The 18,277-nt window shown below is 56.9% G+C and carries 22 protein-coding genes; 4 read left to right on the top strand and 18 right to left on the bottom strand.

All coding sequences use genetic code 11. The features are described from left to right. Window positions 1–13: 13 nt before the first annotated feature. Window positions 14–1,009, bottom strand: coding sequence for a ribose ABC transporter permease (locus FDX03_RS09565; protein ID WP_137345850.1), 996 nt, complete (start codon window positions 1,007–1,009; stop codon window positions 14–16). Then, window positions 1,002–2,525 (bottom strand): sugar ABC transporter ATP-binding protein, encoded by a 1,524-nt coding sequence (locus FDX03_RS09560; RefSeq protein ID WP_137345849.1) that lies wholly within the window; start codon window positions 2,523–2,525, stop codon window positions 1,002–1,004. Before FDX03_RS09560 ends, FDX03_RS09565 begins: the two co-directional genes overlap by 8 nt. A 114-nt stretch (window positions 2,526–2,639) precedes the next feature. On the opposite strand from FDX03_RS09560, the gene FDX03_RS09550 reads away from it, so the two are divergent. The 4 genes from FDX03_RS09550 to FDX03_RS09535 all read left to right on the top strand — a co-directional run bounded on the left by FDX03_RS09550 (window position 2,640) and on the right by FDX03_RS09535 (window position 6,129). Continuing rightward, entirely contained in the window at window positions 2,640–4,904 is a 2,265-nt protein-coding gene (locus tag FDX03_RS09550) for a hybrid sensor histidine kinase/response regulator (protein WP_137345848.1), read from the top strand. A gap of 69 nt (window positions 4,905–4,973) precedes the next feature. Continuing rightward, window positions 4,974–5,303, top strand: a complete 330-nt coding sequence (gene yjdP, locus FDX03_RS09545) for a DDRRRQL repeat protein YjdP (protein WP_137345847.1) — start codon at window positions 4,974–4,976, stop codon at window positions 5,301–5,303. Between the two features lie 155 nt (window positions 5,304–5,458). Further along, window positions 5,459–5,761 (top strand): type II toxin-antitoxin system RelE/ParE family toxin, encoded by a 303-nt coding sequence (locus FDX03_RS09540; protein WP_046671374.1) that lies wholly within the window; start codon window positions 5,459–5,461, stop codon window positions 5,759–5,761. Window positions 5,762–5,787: 26 nt separating this feature from the next. After that, window positions 5,788–6,129 carry a HigA family addiction module antitoxin gene (locus FDX03_RS09535; protein ID WP_048213890.1) on the top strand — a complete coding sequence of 114 codons (342 nt, stop codon included), beginning with the start codon at window positions 5,788–5,790 and terminating at the stop codon, window positions 6,127–6,129. A 52-nt stretch (window positions 6,130–6,181) separates the two neighbouring features. On the opposite strand, the gene phnP is transcribed toward FDX03_RS09535, so the two are convergent. The 16 genes from phnP to FDX03_RS09455 all read right to left on the bottom strand — a co-directional run bounded on the left by phnP (window position 6,182) and on the right by FDX03_RS09455 (window position 18,091). Beyond that, complete coding sequence (gene phnP / locus FDX03_RS09530) at window positions 6,182–6,940, bottom strand: phosphonate metabolism protein PhnP (protein WP_137345846.1); 759 nt, start codon at window positions 6,938–6,940, stop codon at window positions 6,182–6,184. 8 nt (window positions 6,941–6,948) lie between these two features. Beyond that, entirely contained in the window at window positions 6,949–7,383 is a 435-nt protein-coding gene (gene phnO, locus FDX03_RS09525; RefSeq protein ID WP_137345845.1) for an aminoalkylphosphonate N-acetyltransferase, read from the bottom strand. Then, window positions 7,370–7,924, bottom strand: a complete 555-nt coding sequence (phnN, locus tag FDX03_RS09520) for a ribose 1,5-bisphosphokinase (RefSeq protein WP_101742857.1) — start codon at window positions 7,922–7,924, stop codon at window positions 7,370–7,372. Before phnN ends, phnO begins: the two co-directional genes overlap by 14 nt. A 2-nt stretch (window positions 7,925–7,926) precedes the next feature. Next, window positions 7,927–9,063: an alpha-D-ribose 1-methylphosphonate 5-triphosphate diphosphatase gene (phnM, locus tag FDX03_RS09515; protein ID WP_137345844.1), complete on the bottom strand. Its 1,137-nt coding sequence runs from the start codon at window positions 9,061–9,063 to the stop codon at window positions 7,927–7,929. Further along, entirely contained in the window at window positions 9,060–9,740 is a 681-nt protein-coding gene (gene phnL, locus FDX03_RS09510) for a phosphonate C-P lyase system protein PhnL (protein WP_137345843.1), read from the bottom strand. Before phnL ends, phnM begins: the two co-directional genes overlap by 4 nt. 9 nt (window positions 9,741–9,749) lie before the next feature. Then, entirely contained in the window at window positions 9,750–10,508 is a 759-nt protein-coding gene (gene phnK, locus FDX03_RS09505; protein WP_003826710.1) for a phosphonate C-P lyase system protein PhnK, read from the bottom strand. Then, window positions 10,505–11,296: an alpha-D-ribose 1-methylphosphonate 5-phosphate C-P-lyase PhnJ gene (gene phnJ, locus FDX03_RS09500; RefSeq protein WP_249357028.1), complete on the bottom strand. Its 792-nt coding sequence runs from the start codon at window positions 11,294–11,296 to the stop codon at window positions 10,505–10,507. The genes phnK and phnJ overlap by 4 nt, the downstream gene beginning before the upstream one ends. A gap of 46 nt (window positions 11,297–11,342) precedes the next feature. Then, complete coding sequence (locus FDX03_RS09495) at window positions 11,343–12,410, bottom strand: carbon-phosphorus lyase complex subunit PhnI (protein WP_137345841.1); 1,068 nt, start codon at window positions 12,408–12,410, stop codon at window positions 11,343–11,345. Beyond that, a complete protein-coding gene (phnH, locus tag FDX03_RS09490; protein ID WP_048213881.1) occupies window positions 12,410–12,994 on the bottom strand; it encodes a phosphonate C-P lyase system protein PhnH in 585 nt (194 codons plus the stop codon). The genes FDX03_RS09495 and phnH overlap by 1 nt, the downstream gene beginning before the upstream one ends. Continuing rightward, window positions 12,991–13,443, bottom strand: a complete 453-nt coding sequence (gene phnG / locus FDX03_RS09485; protein WP_048213880.1) for a phosphonate C-P lyase system protein PhnG — start codon at window positions 13,441–13,443, stop codon at window positions 12,991–12,993. The genes phnH and phnG overlap by 4 nt, the downstream gene beginning before the upstream one ends. After that, window positions 13,444–14,169, bottom strand: a complete 726-nt coding sequence (phnF, locus tag FDX03_RS09480; protein ID WP_061067052.1) for a phosphonate metabolism transcriptional regulator PhnF — start codon at window positions 14,167–14,169, stop codon at window positions 13,444–13,446. Window positions 14,170–14,189: 20 nt separating this feature from the next. Continuing rightward, window positions 14,190–14,969 (bottom strand): phosphonate ABC transporter, permease protein PhnE, encoded by a 780-nt coding sequence (gene phnE / locus FDX03_RS09475; RefSeq protein ID WP_016155398.1) that lies wholly within the window; start codon window positions 14,967–14,969, stop codon window positions 14,190–14,192. 103 nt (window positions 14,970–15,072) lie between these two features. Beyond that, window positions 15,073–16,089, bottom strand: coding sequence for a phosphonate ABC transporter substrate-binding protein (gene phnD, locus FDX03_RS09470; protein WP_048213878.1), 1,017 nt, complete (start codon window positions 16,087–16,089; stop codon window positions 15,073–15,075). 155 nt (window positions 16,090–16,244) lie between these two features. Continuing rightward, window positions 16,245–17,033, bottom strand: a complete 789-nt coding sequence (gene phnC, locus FDX03_RS09465; protein ID WP_115644026.1) for a phosphonate ABC transporter ATP-binding protein — start codon at window positions 17,031–17,033, stop codon at window positions 16,245–16,247. A gap of 132 nt (window positions 17,034–17,165) precedes the next feature. After that, a complete protein-coding gene (gene yjdN / locus FDX03_RS09460; RefSeq protein ID WP_061067053.1) occupies window positions 17,166–17,615 on the bottom strand; it encodes a VOC family metalloprotein YjdN in 450 nt (149 codons plus the stop codon). Window positions 17,616–17,755: 140 nt separating this feature from the next. Next, window positions 17,756–18,091, bottom strand: a complete 336-nt coding sequence (locus FDX03_RS09455) for a zinc ribbon domain-containing protein YjdM (protein ID WP_003031835.1) — start codon at window positions 18,089–18,091, stop codon at window positions 17,756–17,758. Window positions 18,092–18,277: the final 186 nt, after the last annotated feature.

The raw sequence follows: 18,277 nt of genomic DNA, 5'->3' as shown, positions 1-18,277 counted from the left end.
CCTGTAAGCTTGTCTATGCACTTTGATGGTGTCGGGTACGGTATTTGTCGATCAGCACCGCTATGATGATCACCGCCCCTTTGATCACCAGTTGCCAGAAATAGGAGACGCCCATCAGCGTCATGCCGTTGTTGAGCGTGGCGATAATCAGCGCCCCCACCAGCGTGCCGGTGATGGTGCCGATCCCGCCGACAAAGCTGGTGCCGCCGAGGATCACCGCTGCGATGGCGTCCAGTTCGTAACCCATGCCTAAGTTGCCGTTGGCGCTGTACAACCGCGAGGCGCTCATCACCCCGCCAAGACCCGAGAGCAAACCACTCATGCCGTAGACGAACAGCAGCACCAGCCACACTTTGATACCGGTTAAGCGCGCGGCCTGCATATTGCCGCCAACCGCATAGATATGAACGCCGAGCGTGGTGCGCCTAAGAATGAACCAGCACACCACCACCACCGCCAGCGCAATGACCACCAGCCACGGAATCGGACCGAGATAGTTGTTGCCGATCCACTCAAAGCTGATGTTGGAGTTAATCACCGTGGTGCCATCGGCCAACAGATAGGCCGCGCCGCGCAGCGCGGTATAGGTTCCAAGCGTGACGATAAACGGCGGCAGCCCGGCAAAAGCGACCAGCGCCCCGTTAAACAACCCCAGTACCATGCCGAGCATTAGCGCCGCCGGAATAGATAGCATGGCAAACTCAGGAATAAGAGAAACGACCATGGCCGCAACGGCAGTGGTGCCGAGAATGGAGCCAACCGAAAGATCGATGCCGCCGGTTAAAATAATGAAGGTCATGCCAGCGGCCAGCACGATGTTGATCGACGCCTGGCGGGTAATATTCAGCAGGTTGCTTTCGGTAAAAAAGTTAGGCGCGATAAAGCCAAACACCGCCACTATCAGGATGAGAATCGGTAAGATACCGACTGTTTGCATCAGATCGCTCATCAGCATTTTTTTTGCGGAGGCGGATTTCGCCACCTGCTGGGGAGTGGTTGGATTATTCATGGGACACCGCCTGATGATGGGAGTCGTTCACGCCGGTTGCCAGCGTCATAATATTTTCCTGGGTAATACTTTGTCCGTCCAGCTCGCCGGCAATGCTGCCTTCGCGCATGACGTACACGCGATCGCTCATCCCGACCACTTCCGGCAGTTCGCTGGAGATCATTAGGATCGCCACGCCTTTGCGCGCCATCTCGTTCATGATCCGGTAGATCTCGCTTTTGGCACCGACGTCCACGCCGCGCGTCGGTTCATCGAGGATCAAAATGCGTGGGCCGATCGCCACCCAGCGCGAAATCAACAGCTTTTGTTGATTGCCGCCGGACAAGCCGCCTGCGCGGACCTGTGCATGCGGCACGCGGATGTTGAGCAATTTGATGGCGTCATCGGAAATTGCCTGCGCCTTTTTGCGATCGAGCATGCCCCAGGTGGCGTCGCGCTCCAGCGTCGCCATGGTGATGTTCTCTGCCGCTGCCAGCTCCAGAAAGAGTCCCTGTTCTTTGCGGTTCTCGGTCAGAAAGCCAATACCGTGGTCAATCGCCTCGCGCGGGGAGTGGATCACCACCGGTTCTCCGTCCACTTCAATCATGCCCCCGATGGCTTTACGCACGCCAAAAATCAGCTGCGCCAGTTCAGAACGCCCGGCGCCGACTAAGCCCGCAAGGCCGACAATCTCACCGGAGCGCACCAGTAAGCTGCACGGCTGGACTTTATTGCCGTCGGTCAGGTGGTGGACGTTAAGGCGCGCTTTACCCAAAGGAATATCGCGCTCTTTGTTGAACAGATCGCTTAACGGACGGCCCACCATCATGCGCACCAGCTCCGGGGCGTTGAGTTTGTCGCGAGTCAGGCTGCCGACGTATTGCCCGTCGCGCAGGACGCTGACGCGGTCCGAGAGTTCGTACACTTCCGCCATGCGGTGGCTGATGTAGATAATCGCCATCCCCTCATCGCGCAGGCGCATGATCAGTTCAAACAGGCGGTGGGTTTCACGTGAGGAGAGGGCGGCGGTGGGTTCATCCATCACCAGAATGCGGCTGTTACGGTGCAGGGCGCGGGCGATTTCAACCTGCTGCTGTTCGGCGATGGTCAGCGTCATTACCCGGTCGCTGGCCTTAAACTGGGCGCCGAGTCGGTCGATAACCTTCTGTGACTGCATGATCATCTCTTTACGCTGGATCAGACCGCCGCGCGACAGCTCGCTGCCAAGAAAGATATTTTCCGCTACCGTCAGGTTTGGCGCGAGCTGCATCTCCTGGTAAATCAGCGTGATGCCTGCGCTCAGCGCATCCTTTGGCCCACGAATGTGAAACGGCTGACCGTCAATCAGGATCTCCCCGCTGGTGGCGGTATAGGCGCCCGCGAGGATCTTCATCAGGGTGCTTTTCCCCGCACCGTTCTCGCCCATCAGGGCATGAATCTCGCCCGGCCAGACCGTTAAATCGACCCCTTTCAGCGCGTAAAATTTGCCAAACGCTTTGGCAATGTTGCGCATCTCCAGAACCGGTGTCCTGCTCATGGCGGATCTCCTGTGGGGTGGCCGATATCAGCAGTCCATCACAGGAATGTAAATGCAAAATGTCAGAAGCCGTTCATATTTGTCATATTGCGATTTTTCTTCACGGAGCGTGATATGCCGCAACCGGGACGTCACTTTTTCGCCAGTGCGCGTGGACGATTACTGTTCTTTAATCTGCTGGTGGTGGCGGTCACGCTGATGGTGAGCGGTGTGGCGGTGCTGGGATTTCAGCATGCCAGCCAGATCCAGGAGCAGGTGCAGCAGCAAACCGTTGACGACATGACCGGCAGCATGAATCTGGCGCGTGATACGGCGAACGTGGCGACGGCGGCGGTGCGGTTGTCGCAGGTAGTCGGGGCGCTGGAATACAAAGGGGAAGCGGAGCGGCTGCAGGAGACGCAGCGGGCGCTGAAGCAGTCGCTTGAACAACTGGCTACCGCGCCGCTGGCGCAGCAGGAGCCGGTGCTGGTCGAGCGAATTATCCAGCGCAGCCAGGAGCTACAAAGCAGCGTGGAAGGTATGTTGCAGCGCGGTCAGCGGCGGCACCTGGAACGTAACGCGCTGCTCAGTTCGCTGTATCAGAATCAAAGTTATTTGCGTCACCTGCAAAAGCTGACCGGCGCGCAGGATGACGTGCTGCTGGGACAAATAGACCGCTTAATTGTGGCTGCCATTGAAACCCCCACGCCGCGTTCGGTGATCAAACAACTGGACGAGGTGATGCCCGCGCTGCCTCTGCAAACCAGCAACCTCCTGATTAGCAACATCCTCAACGATTTCAACCAGGAGTTGCATAAGCTGGAGCCGCTTTCGTCGGCACTGGAACAAAGCGATCTGGCGATCAGCTGGTATATGTTCCACATCAAAGCGTTGGTGGCGATCCTCAACAGCGATATCAACCAGTATGCCTCGCAGGTGGCGATTATCTCCGAGCAGCGGGTGGCGCAAAATCATCGGGAACTGCAATCCGGCGCGTTGTTTATTTTAGTGTTTGCGCTGCTGGCGGTGGTGATCACCGGTTTTGCCGGGTGGTATATCTACCGTAATCTCGGTTCTAACCTGACGGCCATTTCGCGGGCGATGACCCGGCTGGCGCATGGGGAATCAGACGTCAGCGTCCCGGCCCTGCAACGGCGCGATGAGCTGGGCGAGCTGGCGCGTGCCTTTAGCGTCTTTGCCCGCAATACGGCGTCGCTCGAACACACCACCCGGCTGCTGAAAGAAAAAACCACGCAGATGGAAATCGACCGCACCGAGCGTCAGGGGCTGGAGGAAGCGCTGCTGCACAGTCAGAAACTGAAGGCGGTAGGACAGCTGACGGGCGGATTAGCGCATGATTTTAATAACCTGCTGGCGGTGATTATCGGCAGTCTGGATCTGGTGGATCCGGATTCTCCCGACGCGCCACGGGTCAATCGGGCGCTGAAAGCGGCTGAACGTGGTGCGCAGTTGACCCAGCGGCTGCTGGCTTTTTCGCGCAAACAGTCTTTGCATCCGCACGCGGTAGAGCTGAAAACGCTGCTGGAGAATCTGGGAGAGTTGATGCGTCATTCGCTACCCGCCACGCTGACGCTGGAAATTGAAGCCCAGTCTCCGGCCTGGCCCGCGTGGATTGACGTCAGCCAACTGGAAAACGCCATTATCAATCTGGTGATGAACGCCCGTGACGCCATGGACGGGCAGACGGGCACGATTAAAATCCGCACCTGGAATCAACGGGTTACGCGCAGCGATGGGCGTAAGCAGGACATGGTGATGCTGGAGGTAGCCGACCAGGGAAGTGGGATGTCGCAGGAAGTGAAAGCGCAGGTCTTCGAGCCATTTTTCACCACCAAACAGACCGGCAGCGGCAGCGGTCTGGGATTATCGATGGTGTACGGCTTTGTGCGTCAATCCGGTGGTCGGGTGGAAATTGAGAGCGCGCCGGGGCAGGGAACCACGGTCCGGTTACAGCTTCCCCGCGCCGTTGTGCCGGTACAGATTCAGGCAGAACCGATAGCGGAACATGCGGCGAACAGCTGTGAAAAGCTGGTACTGGTGCTCGAAGATGAGGCCGACGTGCGCCAGACGTTGTGTGAGCAGTTGCATCTGCTGGGCTATCTGACGCTGGAGGCCGCCAACGGCGAACAGGCGCTGCATATGCTGGCGGCTTCCTCCGAGATTGATATTTTTATCAGCGACTTAATGCTGCCTGGAGGGTTAAGTGGGGTGGATGTCGTCAACCATGCGCTGAAGCACTACCCCCAGCTCACCATTCTGCTGATTAGCGGTCAGGATTTACGTCCGGCGCATAACCCGGCGCTGCCGGATGTGGCGCTATTGCGTAAACCGTTTACCCGAGGAGAACTGGCGCAGGCGCTGCGACTCGCACGTAATTGAGATTCCTCCGCTACCCGCGCAAATACGCTTTGATTACCGTGGGGTGTGTTTCTTGATGAGGCGGGTTTGATGCAACGCTCCCTGACATTCTTTCTTTTCAGTCTGCTAATGGTGACCACCGTTTCGGCGCAGGCCGATATTATCGATGAAGCCATCGGCAATATTCAGCAGGCGATTAACGACGCATACAAACCCGATAACGGGCGGGATTACGACGACGCCCGCGACAATGGCTGGGAACGCCAGATGAGTGACGATCGGCGCAGGCAGTATGATGACAGGCGACTCCAGTTTGAAGATCGACGTCGCCAACTGGATGACCGTCAGCGCCAACTTGATCAAGAACGGCGTCAGTTAGAAGACGAAGAACGCAGAATGGAAGAAGATTACGATCGTTAACTGTAACTATCTAAATGTAAGAATATTTTATCCCCTGTAAGGGATTTAGCTGTCAGCTCAACATCTCGCCATTTTATGTCAATACATGCACTTGAGCACAGTGCATGTATGCATTATAATCTCTCTATGCTTATGGAAAAGGAGCCGGCAATGGAATGTCTAAATCATTAAATATCAGGAGCTTTCGGGATACATGGCTTGAAGATTTTTTTGAGCGGGCGACATCGCACAGAAAAATACCAGCGGATATTCATACTGCATTAGCCAGAAAGCTGGATATCATTAATGCGGCTGTTTCGCATCGGGATTTGCGCTCGCCACCCGGTAACAGATATGAAGAGTTAACCGGAAAATTACAGGAATATTCTTCAATCAGAGTAAACAAGCAGTACCGATTAATATTTAAATGGGTTAACGGTAAGGCCGAAGATGTGTACTTAGATCCACACATCTACTAGAACTAGAGAAAATCTAAGGTAACGATATGAAACAGGCAACCAGAAAACCAACGACTGTGGGTGATATCCTGCAATATGAATACCTGGAGCCGCTCGAACTGAAAATTAACGATCTGGCTGAAATACTGCATGTTCATCGCAATACGGTGAGCGCACTGGTCAACAATAATCGCAAATTAACAACGGATATGGCGTTTCGTTTGGCCAAAGCGTTCGATACCTCCGTTGATTTCTGGCGTAACTTACAGGCGGCGGTTGACCTGTGGGAAGTTGAAAATGACATGCGGGCGCAAGAAGAACTGAACCGCATTGTTTCGGTTAAAGATTTTATCGCTCAGCGAAATAGCGAGTCTAAAAAAGTCGCCTGACTATCGTCTTGTCGGCCGGATAAGATGTTTTCATCGCATCCGGCAAATTTCCTTACTCCAGCATAATCTCCATTCCGTCATATCCTGCCTCAAACCCTGCGGGAAGCTGGTTTTCCATCATCCACAGGTCGAACTGATGGCTGATATGCGTCAGGATCACCCGTGGACAGCGGATAACGTCGTTCAACGCGATAACGGTATTTAAATCACAGTGATTGCGCGGTGGCTCGCTACGCGGGGCGTGGCTGCAGTCGATGATAATCACCTGCGGTTGGTTATTGTGCAGAAACTTCAGCGTTTTGTCGGGCAGTCCGGCGGTATCAGAGAGCCACGCCACGCGGCTGTGCGCGGTCTCCAGCAGATAGCCAAACGTCAGCTTAGAGTGGTTGAGCGGTAAAGGGGTCACCTGCAATCCCTGTAAATCGAACACCACAAACGGCGCGACGGTCTGGCTAAAATCAAGAATGCCGGGATGCTTAAACAGATCGTCGCAGCCCTGTTCATCCGGTGGGCCGTACACCGGGATCGTTTTTCCCACCCCCCAGCGCAGCGGAAACAGTCCCTGTACATGATCCATATGGTAATGAGTGAGCAGGAACTGCTGGAAACTGCCTGCCGGCCAGTCGTCCATCAGATGGGGGATCCCCGCGTCCAGCAGCGTCACCGCATTGTTGAATTTGACCACCCCGCTACAAGGGCGTCGACGATATTGCGCCTGTACACGCGCCCGTTGGCAGGCCGCACAGTCGCAGCCAAATGTCGGCACCAGCTGTGCGCCGCCCGTTCCCGTTAGCGTAATGGTCAGACTCATGGCTCCCCCTACAGCGGTTTGGTGAAGCGAAAATGGCTCATGGTATAGCCTTCGCGCTGGTAAAAACGGTGCGCGTCAAGACGCTGCGTGCTGGTGGAAAGCTCGGTCATTTCCGCCCCCGCTTCGCGCGCAGTGGCTTCGGCCCAGGCCAGCAGCTGGCTGCCAACGCTTAGCCCTCGTGCCTGTGGCATCACTACCAGTTCCTGAATCTCACCAATCCAGTTAGCGTGGTGCAGATGAAACTGCAAATGTAGACCGATCAAGCCGATGACCTGTCCGTCGAGCAGCGCCAGCTGGTAGTGCATATTTGGATCCTGCAGATTGGCGGCGTAGCCAGCGCTAAAAGCCTGCAGGTCGAATTGACCCTGCTTTAACTCACAGACCAGCGCGTAAACCGCATCGGTATCGTAGAGCGTGGCGCGGCGTAATTCACAGACAGACATGTTTCTTCTCCTTGCGTCCCATCAGTGTGAGTAGTGTAGCGACAGACTGTTGCAAACTTCCATCGTTGTTCAGGACGTGGCAGTCATACGGCGCATAGCGCGCTGCGCGTTCAAGGCGGGCGGCGATTTCCGTTTCGCTCTCCCGTCCACGTGCCAGCAGGCGCTGGCGTAAAATCTCCGGGGAAACCTGTAAGCAAATGGGGAGTAGAGAAGTGCCATAACGACTCTGCGCCTGCGGCAGATGGGCGCGTGAACCGTTGACCACCACATCAAACCCGGCGTGCAGCCAGAGGTCAATCTCCACGCCGACGCCATAGTACAAACCGTTGGCATGCCAGCTCAGCGCCAGCAGGTTCTGCCCGGCGCGGGTAAAAAACTCTGGTTCACTTAGCGCAATATGATTTTCATTCCCGGCGTTGGCGGCGCGGGTGATGTAACGATGTGCCACCAGTAGTTGCGCCGGTTCCTGCTGGCGAAGTTCTGCCAGCAGACTGTCCTTACCGGAGCCGGATGGTCCCATCAGCCAGATCAGTTTACCCATAGTCAGAATACCCTTTTGCCCTGACGCCAGACGTGGTCGATATGGATGTTGCCGCCTTTGCGGTGTGCCAGCACCAGATCCGCGCGTTTCCCTTCGGCAATAACGCCGCGATCGTCGAGATTTAAGGCCCGCGCTGGATTGCGGGTCACCAGACGAATAGCCTGCGGCAGCGTAAAGCGGTTAGCGTCGTCCTCCGCTACGCGAAATGCCGCATCGAGCAGGCTGGCGGGGTAGTAGTCGGAGGAGAGAATATCCAGCAGCCCCAGCTCAGCCAGCCTATGTGCCGCCACGTTGCCGGAGTGAGAACCGCCTCGCACGATATTCGGCGCGCCCATCAGCACGTTCATGCCATGCTGGCGTGAGGCTTCGGCGGCTTCGAAAGTTGTGGGAAATTCGGCGATCACGCTGCCAAGTTGATGTGATTCAAGGACATGATCGTGGGTGGCGTCATCGTGGCTCGCCAGTGCAATCTGCCGTTCACGGCACATCTGGGCAATCGCCGTGCGGTTGGGCTGTGACCAACGCGCAGCCAGCGCTAACTGTTCTTCTTCATAACGGGCCATCTGCTCGTCGGTGAGCGAATACTTGCCCTGATAATACTCGCGGTACTTCTCTCGATTGGCAAACTGACGCTGGCCGGGGGAATGATCCATCAGCGACACCAGCGTCACCGGCTCACGACCGACCAGTTTTTCAAACAGCGGCAGGGTAGTGTGATGCGGCAGCTCGCAGCGCAGATGCAGACGGTGCTCGGCGCGATTGACCCCACGCTTTTGCGTCTCTTCCACCGCGTTGATCATCTTCTCCAGATTTTCCAGACGGTCACCACCGTCGCGCACATCGCCAATCGCCACTGCGTCCAGCACGGTGGTAATGCCGCTGGCGACCATTAGCGCGTCGTGGCTGCTCATTGCCGAGTGGGCAGGCCAGTCTACCTTCGGGCGCGGGGTAAAAAATTTGTCGAGATTGTCGGTATGCAGCTCGATAAGCCCTGGCAGCAGCCAGCCGCCTTCGCCGTCCAGCGCCTCTGGTAAACGGCTCTGACTCTCAGTAAAGGCGCGGATAATCCCGCCCTCAATTTCCAGCGATCCTTGCACCACGTCATCTTCCAGCACCAGCTTTACATTGTTGATAATCATGCTGTTGTTCCCATCAGATGCAGACGATCCGCTACGCGTTCGCGCACGGTTTGATCGTGAAAAATGCCGACAATTGCCGCGCCGCGCGCTTTCGCTTCTTCAATCAATGCGACGACGGCGGCGCTGTTTTTGGCGTCCAGCGAGGCGGTGGGTTCATCGAGCAGCAAAATTGGGTAATCGACGATAAACCCGCGGGCGATGTTGACGCGCTGTTGTTCGCCACCGGAAAAGGTCGACGGCGCGAGATGCCACAGTCGTTCTGGTACGTTCAGGCGGGTAAGAAGATTGGCCGCTTTGGCGGCGCACGCCTCACGGGGGACGCCCAGATCCAGCAGCGGTTGCATCACCACATCCAGCGCGGAAATCCTTGGGATCACGCGCAGAAACTGGCTTACCCAACCGATGGTTGAACGGCGAACTTCCAGCACTTTGCGCGCCGGAGCCTGCACCAGATCCACCCATTCATCGCTGTGACGAATGTGGATGTGTCCTTCATCCGGCAGGTAGTTGGCGTACAGCGAGCGCAGCAGCGTGGATTTTCCGCTGCCGGAGTGACCGTGCAGCACGACGCATTCGCCATTTTTCACTTCCAGCGTGGCGTTTTGCAGCACCGGCAGACGCACGCCGTTTTGCTGATGCAGCACAAAAGTTTTACTGACATTTTCAACGCGGATCATTTGAGCCTCTTAGTTCTGCAAAACGGACGACACCAGCAACTGGGTGTACGGATGGTGCGGGTCGTCGAGCACGCGGTCGGTTAACCCACTTTCCACCACCTGACCCTGTTTCATCACCAGCAAACGGTCTGCCAGCAGACGCGCCACACCCAAATCGTGGGTGACAATGACCACTGCAAGATCCAGTTCCACCACCAGGCCGCGCAGCAGGTCCAGCAGTTTGGCCTGTACCGAAACGTCCAGCCCGCCGGTGGGTTCGTCCATAAACACCAGTTTGGGATGGGTGACGAGGTTGCGGGCGATCTGCAGGCGCTGCTGCATACCGCCGGAAAAGGTGGTTGGCAGGTCGTCGATACGCGAGGCAGGGATCTCCACCTCCTCCAGCCAGCGCTGCGCGGTGGCGCGGATGTCGCCGTAGTGACGCGCGCCAGTGGCCATCAGGCGTTCGCCGATATTGCCTCCGGCGGAGACCTGACGGCGCAGGCCATCCAGCGGATGCTGATGCACCACGCCCCATTCGGTGCGCAGCAGACGGCGACGGTCGGCCTCGTTCATGCCGTACAGCGAACGGTTCTGATACAAAATCTCACCGTTCTGCGGCGTTAGCCGTGAAGAGATCGATTTCAGCAGCGTGGTTTTGCCAGAACCGGACTCGCCGACGATACCCAGCACTTCGCCTGGCCACAGGTCAAAAGAGACATCGCTGAAGCCCTTGCCCGGCGCGTAGAGATGGGTCAGGTTGTTGACTGAAAGCAGCGGTTGCGTCATTTGCTGAGGGCCTCGCTCTGTTGGCGGCAGTAATCGGTGTCGGAGCAGACAAACATGCGTTTGCCGCTGTCATCGAGCACCACTTCATCGAGATAGCTGTGGGTTGAGCCACAAATGGCGCAAGGCTCATCCCAGCGTTGTACGGTAAACGGGTGATCGTCGAAATCGAGACTTTCCACGCGGGTGTAAGGTGGAACGGCATAGATGCGTTTTTCGCGGCCTGCGCCAAACAGTTGCAGGGCCGGCATCATGTCCATCTTCGGATTGTCGAATTTCGGGATGGGCGACGGGTCCATGACGTAGCGGTCGTTGACCTTCACCGGGTAGGCGTAAGTGGTGGCGATATGACCGAAGCGGGCGATATCTTCATACAGTTTCACCTGCATGATGCCGTACTCTTCCAGCGCGTGCATGGTGCGAGTTTCCGTTTCACGCGGTTCGATAAAGCGTAGCGGCTCGGGGATCGGTACCTGGAAGATGATTATTTGATCTTCCACCAGCGGCGTCTCCGGGATGCGGTGGCGGGTCTGGATCAGCGTCGCATCTTCCGTACGCTCAGTGGTATTCACTCCGGTCACACGCTTGAAGAAATTACGAATCGATACGGCGTTAGTGGTGTCGTCCGCGCCCTGGTCAATCACTTTCAGCACGTCCGGCTCGCCAATCACGCTGGCGGTAAGTTGAATGCCGCCGGTTCCCCATCCGTATGGCATCGGCATTTCACGTCCGCCAAACGGTACCTGGTAACCGGGGATCGCTACCGCTTTCAGAATTGCGCGGCGGATCATGCGTTTGGTCTGCTCATCAAGATAGGCAAAGTTGTAGCCGGAGAGGTTAGTGGTCACAGGTGGCCTCCTGTTGCAGGCGTTTGAGCAGTTCCAGTTCGGCCTGGAAATCGACGTAATGGGGAAGTTTGAGGTGCGAAACAAAACCCGCCGCCTCGACGTTATCCGCATGCGCCAGCACGAACTCTTCGTCCTGCGCCGGTCCTGTGACCGTTTCATCGTATTCGGCTGCCTGTAGGGCGCGGTCCACCAGCGCCATCGCCATCGCTTTACGTTCGCTCATACCGAACACCAGCCCGTAGCCGCGGGTAAAATGGGGGGATTCATTTTCTGGCGCGACAAAACCGTTGACCATTTCACATTCCGTCATCAGCAGTTCGCCGACGTTCACCGCAAATCCCAGCTCTTCCGGTACGGTTTCCAGTGCCACATAGCCGCTGCGGATTTCGGCGGCAAACGGGTGGTTGCGCCCGTAGCCGCGCTGGGTGGAGTAGGCCAGCGCCAGCAAATATCCCTCGTCACCACGCATCAGCTGTTGCAGACGTGAAGCGCGTGAGCAGGGGTAAACCGGCGGCGTGCGGGTGATGTCGTCGGGTGTCGCGCCATCATCCTCTTCACGTTTTGCCAGGCCCTGGTTCGCCAGCAGGGAAAAGACGTGCGGGGAGGCATCCTGCGCGTCGTCTGCGCTGCGCAGAGGCGGGGTTTCGCCATTGGCCAGCAGGGTAAAATCCAGCAGGCGATGGGTATAGTCATAGGTTGGACCCAACAGCTGCCCGCCGGGAATATCCTTGTAGACCGCGGAGATTCTTCGCTCAAGGCGCATTTCTGCGCTGTTAACCGGTTCGCTGACAGCGACCTTTGCCAGCGTAGTGCGGTAAGCGCGGAGCAAAAAGATGGCTTCGACGTTATCGCCGCTGGCCTGTTTGAGCGCCAGCGCAGCCAGTTCGCGATCGGCGATGCCGCCTTCGGTCATCACCCGGTCGACGGCCAGGTTCATCTGCTGTTCGATTTGCGCCACGCTCAGTTCAGCAATGGTCTCATCGCCCCGGCGTCGGTTTTCCTGCAGGGCGTGGGCGTTGGCTATCGCCTTTTCGCCCCCTTTGACGGCGACGTACATCAGCACACCTCCACATGGGTGGTTCGCGGAATAGCCAGCAGGCGTTCGCCGCAGGTGAGGATCAGATCGACCCCCAGCGGGAACGGATGCGGGCGTTCGGTGAGCTCGTGGATCAGGCATTCCGGCAGCTGTGGCGCGATCATGCGTTCTTCGGCGATGCCCGCGCCGGTCAGACGCAGCATGCGTCCACCGCTTAAGCCAGAAACTTGCACAATCAGCGTGGCGCTGGTTTCAGGTGCGACGGCGGAACCGGCTGAGAGGGCATTTAGCTGTTCGCTGCTGATACGTTCGTCGGTGACGGCAAAGGCCGCCAGCTGCGGCTGATCCACCAGCGGCGCGTTGGTGTGAAAACGCAGGTTCTGCCGGGCGATATCGTTATCCATCGACGGCGCCAGCCAGACCGGCGTGTCGCCATCGACCAGGGTCAGCAGCACGCTGGTGGTCGCCAGACCCAGCGGCTGCCAGCCGTGTTTCAGTTGATGCAGGGCGACGATTACGCCCGGTTCGCTCATGGCTTTCAGCAGGCGACGAAAGCTCTGCTGAGCATCCTGAACGGGTAAATTAAATGCGGTCTGTAAGGTCATGCGTTATCTCCGCGTACCAGCGTGAAGAAGTCGACCCGGCTGGCGTTGACTTCGGCACGGCGGGCGCTAATCAGCGCCTCGCGTTCCGCTTCCAGCGGGGCAATTAAGGTTTCCATGAGGTTCTGGAAATGCGTTTGTTCCTGCAGCAATGCGTCAATGACCGCACACTGCTCGGCGTGTTGTTTATTGCGACCCAGCAGGTAGCTGTAGCCCAGCGTCCCGCTTTTCAGGCGAATAACCGCGCGGGTGAGCGTGGTGTCGCCAGCAAAGAAGCGATTACCGGTGCCGCCCATACGGGCCTGGATCTGCATCAGTCCGCTTTCCGGGGCGCGGATAAGCTCATAGTCCGGCGTTAGTTTGAGCGCCTTGATACGCGCATTCAGGGCATCGGCATTGCTGTAAGCCAGCGCGCGCATCCAGCGCTGGCGAGTGGCGGTATCGAAATGCATTCAGTGCTCCATGGTGAATTCGATCATGTCGGCGCGGGTCAGGCTGACGGAATATTCCGCCGCCTGTTCTTCGCCTTCACGGTGGTTCAGAGTGCGCACGCACAGCAGCGGCGCCATGTTGGGGATTTCCAGCACCTTGCTCTCTTTGGCCTGCGCACGGCGGGCGCTGATGCGCGTTTGCGTGCGCAGCAGCGTCAGACCGGATTGTTCGCGCAGGTAATCGTGCAGTGAGCCGCTGTTAAAGCCTTGCAGCAGCGGCCACAGCGTGAGGTCGGAAAAATAGTGGTCGATCTGACACAGTGCGATGCCGTTTACCCGGCGCAGGGTGCGCAGGTGAATCACGTTATCGCCCTCGTTAATGCTGAGCGCATCGGCAATGTGGCCGGAGGCCGGACGCAGCACCGCCAGCAGTTTTTCACTGGTGGGGTGGCTGCCCTGGTCCAGCAGGTTCTGACTAAAGCGCGCCTGGGCATTCAGCGGGTAGTCGAACGGGCGCATCAGCACCAGCACGCCGACTCCCTGGCGACGCTGAACCCAACCGCGTTCAACCAACTGGTCAATGGCGCGGCGCAGGGTGTGGCGGTTTACCTCGAAGCGCGCGGCAAGCTGATGCTCGGCGGGCAGATAGTCACCGCAGCGATAATGTTGACGAAGCTCCTGCTCAAGTCTCGCGGCAATTTCCTGATAACGCGTTGGATAACTGGTCGGATGTGTAGACAAGTGCATAGCAATCAATGCCTCGCTAATCAGATAAAGTGCTTACGCAAACGCTGGGAAAGGAAATCCAGCAGGCTGACGGTGACGATGATTAACACCATCAGGGCGCAGGTTTGCTGGAACTGAAAGCCGCGAATCGCTTCCCATAAGGTCACGCCAATACCACCTGCGCCCACCATGCCGACTACCGTGGCCGAGCGAACATTGGATTCAAAGCGATACAGCGAGTAGGAGATAAGCAGCGGCATGACCTGTGGCAGAACGCCGTACAGAATCTCTTCAATTTTGTTGGCTCCGGTGGCGCGAATACCTTCTACCGGACCCGGCTCAATGGCTTCTACCGCTTCGGAAAGCAGCTTGGAGAGTACCCCGGTAGTGTGGATAAACAGCGCCATCACCCCGGCGAATGGCCCTAACCCGACGGCGACCACGAACAGCATGGCGAAGACCATTTCGTTGATGGCGCGACAGGCATCCATCAGGCGACGCATCGGCTGGTAAATCCACCACGGCACGAGGTTATCGGCGCACATCAGACCGAAGGGAATCGACAACACCACGGCGAGGGCGGTACCCCAGACGGCGATTTGCAGCGTGACGGCCATTTCACCGAGATAGTCCTGCCACTGACTGAAGTCAGGTGGAAAGAAGTCGGCAGCGAAGGTTGCCATATTGCCGGAATCCTGGATCAGCGTGAGCGGGGCCATTTCGGCGCCTTTCCACGAGACCACCAGCACGGCGAGAAGAATGGCCCAGCTCAGCAGCGAGAACCAGCTACGCTTGGGCGGGGCAACGGTGATGGTTTGCATGTTTGACTCCGTGCATCGGTTATTGCCGGATGGCGGCGCAGGCGCCTTATCCGGCCTACAAAACATCGTGGCCCGGTAAGCGAAGCGCCACCGGGCATCAGGGTTATTGCACCGCTTTGGTGACGCTGGTCATGGCACCCAGGGCGGCGGTCAGGCGGTCGAGATCATCAAGCTGTGCTTTCAGCGCCGAGGTTTTGCTGGTTTTCTCTTCCTCGTTCAGCCCTTTGTTGTCCTTCACGCCCTGCATCTCTTTAAACAGCGCCAGTTGGCGAATCGGCACCAGTTGCAGATCGCTGGAGGCACGGAACGGCGCCCAACCCAGGCGTTCCAGGACGGTTTTCTGCTCCGGCGTTTTGCCGTAGTTCATGAAGAAGTCGTACACCTTGTCCTTGGTGGCTTCAGAGAGGTTCTTACGCCAGACGATCGGATCGCCTGGGATCAGCGGTGACTTCCAGATAACCTTCAACTCTTTCAGCTTGTCCGGTGCGGACGTTTTCAGCTTGTCGAGGTTTTCGGTGTTGTTGGTAGCCACATCCACCTGTTTGTTGGCGACGGCCAGGGCGTTAGTTTCGTGCCCGGCGTTAACGGTGCGTTTGAAGTCGCTGGCGGAGATGTTGTTTTTGGCGAAGACGTAATAACCGGGGACGAGGAAACCTGACGTAGAGTTGGGATCGCCGTTGCCGAAGGTCAGATCCTTACGTTTGGCGATCAGATCGTTCAGGTTGTTGATCGGGCTGTCTTTGTTAACGATCAACACGCTCCAGTAACCCGGGGATCCGTCGGCGGCTACGGTCTGGGCAAACACTTGTCCGTTAGCGCGATCCACCGCTTCCATTGCTGAGAGGTTGCCGTACCAGGCGATATCCACTTTGTTAAAGCGCATGCCCTGGATGATCCCGGCGTAGTCCGGAGCGAAGAAGGCGTTTACTTTCACGCCCAGCGATTTTTCCATGTCCTTCAGGAACGGTTCCCACTGTGGCTTCAGGTTTTGCTGTGATTCGGTCGAAATAATGCCAAAGTTCAGCGCTTTTTCTTGCTCCTCGGCATGGGCCGGGCTTAACAAGGTACTGACGCTAAACATGCTGGTGAAAGCCAGCGCGGCAACTGTCTTATAGCTCATGTCGTTTCCTTAATTAGTCATTGTTCCAGGCTATTTCACTTGCCAGCCTGAATCCGGGCAGTGCTCAAAATCCTCACGTACTGCGTGTACGCTCCGGTTTTTCCGCGCTGGCCGTCTCCAGCCTGGCTGCGCCAATAACGCCTGGTTTTTTAGAACTATGCAGCCTGCGCGTTCTGTTCGACGCGGTTCATGCTGCGGTAGAGATGGTCAAAACGGTCGTTGTCAAAATGCTGGCTGCTGCCATCAAAGAAGACGTTGCCCTGGCGCAGCGCGACAATGCGTTCGCAGTAGCGCAGGGCGTAATCCACCTGATGCAGCGTGACGACCACGGTGATGCCGTCGGTCTGGTTGATGTCGCGCAGGGTGTCCATCACGATGCGCGCGGATTCCGGATCCAGCGAGGCAATCGGCTCGTCGGCAAGGATGACTTTGGCCTGCTGCATCAGCGCGCGGGCAATCGCGACGCGCTGCTGCTGCCCGCCGGAGAGCGTGGAAACACGTTGATATGCAAAGTGCGCCATGCCCACGCGGGTCAGCGCCTGTAATGCACGCTGTTTTTGTTCCTGGCTAAACCAGCTAAAACAGGTGCGCCAGAACGGCGTGCTGCCGAGCGCGCCAATCAGGACGTTCTCCAGCACCGTCAGGCGGTTCACCAGATTGAACTGCTGGAAGATATAGCCGGTGTGGGCGCGGCTTTTGCGGATATCGCGCGCCAGGCGGCCTTCATGTTGAACGGTGCGGCCCAGCAGCTCGATGTGGCTACCAGGTGATTTATCACCGACGATCAAACCGCTTAAATGACGTAAAAGGGTGGATTTGCCGGAGCCGGACGGCCCAAGCAGAGCCACCATCTCACCGGCACAGATATTCAGATCAACCGCATTAAGCGCCTGATGTTGATTGAAGGATTTGGAGAGTTTCTCGACGCGAATAACCGTTTGCATGATGCGGCCTCCCTAAAAAAGTGGCCCCATCGTGGCGGATCAATGTGACGTTTTCGTTAAAGGAAGGTTACTTGGCGATGAAGAGTTGAGCGATATTTGATGACAGTACGGGAGGGGTTGCCTCCCGTTTGATTACTCGGTTGGCGGCTGCTGCTGTTTGACGACGTTGATCATCCACGGCACGCCATACTGGTCGCTCACTTTACCGAAACCGTGGGCCCAGAAGGTTTCCTGCCAGTCCATTTCGATTTTTCCGTTTACTGCCAGGTTATCAAACCAGCGTTTACCTTCGTCGACGTTTTGTGTGTCGAGCACCAGCGTAAAGCCAGAGTAGTGCGCATTTCCGTCGGGGGCGCTATCGCTCATCATGATATCGCTGCCCGCAACGCGCAGGTTGGCGTGGGCAATAGCGGTATCGGGGAATTTCATGCCAGAAGGGCAACCTTCTTCACTGTCCTGCGCCGATTTGGGCATTTCACCGAAGTTGATTTTGTAGAGCAGCTCAGCGCCTAACGTTTTTTGGTAGAAGGCGATAGCGTCAGCGCAGTTGCCTGCAAAGGAGATATAGGGACTTAACGGCATAATCTTTACCTCAGAGTAAGAGAAGCCAGTTAAGTGTAGTTATCGTCTGTATAAATAAACCAGGCGGGAAGTATGGGCTTCCCGCCTGGCAGATGAGCTGGTGTAGACCTGATGAGCGTAGCGCCGTCAGGCAATTTGCATCAGTTCTTTTTCACAAACTCAGATTTCAGCTTCATTGGGCCAAAGCCATCGATTTTGCAATCGATGTTGTGGTCGCCTTCAACCAGGCGGATATTCTTCACTTTGGTACCGATCTTCAGCATGGAAGAGCTACCTTTTACCTTCAGATCTTTTACTACGGTAACGCTGTCGCCATCGGCGAGCAGGTTGCCATTAGCATCTTTAACGATCAGTTCGTCGCTGTCCTGAGCGGGTTCAGCGTCGTTCCATTCGTGAGCGCATTCCGGGCAGATGAACATGCCGTTATCTTCGTAAGTGTATTCGGAGTTGCATTGTGGGCAGTGTGGTAATGACATGTGGATTTCCTCAAAAGTCAGCAGGGGCAAAAGCGCCCAAAATTGGCAGATTGCCGAAAAAGGCCGCAATTATACATAAAATCCCTGCTTTTGTCGGGGCTACAGGCCAATTATGCCCAACTATCTGTTGTGGCGTCAGGTTGCTTTCACGTCTATGAAAACCAGAAGGAATATTTTTTAAGGGAA

It is taken from the genome of Citrobacter sp. wls827, from assembly GCF_005280875.1.
Lineage (GTDB): Bacteria > Pseudomonadota > Gammaproteobacteria > Enterobacterales > Enterobacteriaceae > Citrobacter > Citrobacter youngae.
Note: the sequence above shows the minus strand (reverse complement) of the source record. Positions and strands in the feature narration are given on the sequence as shown.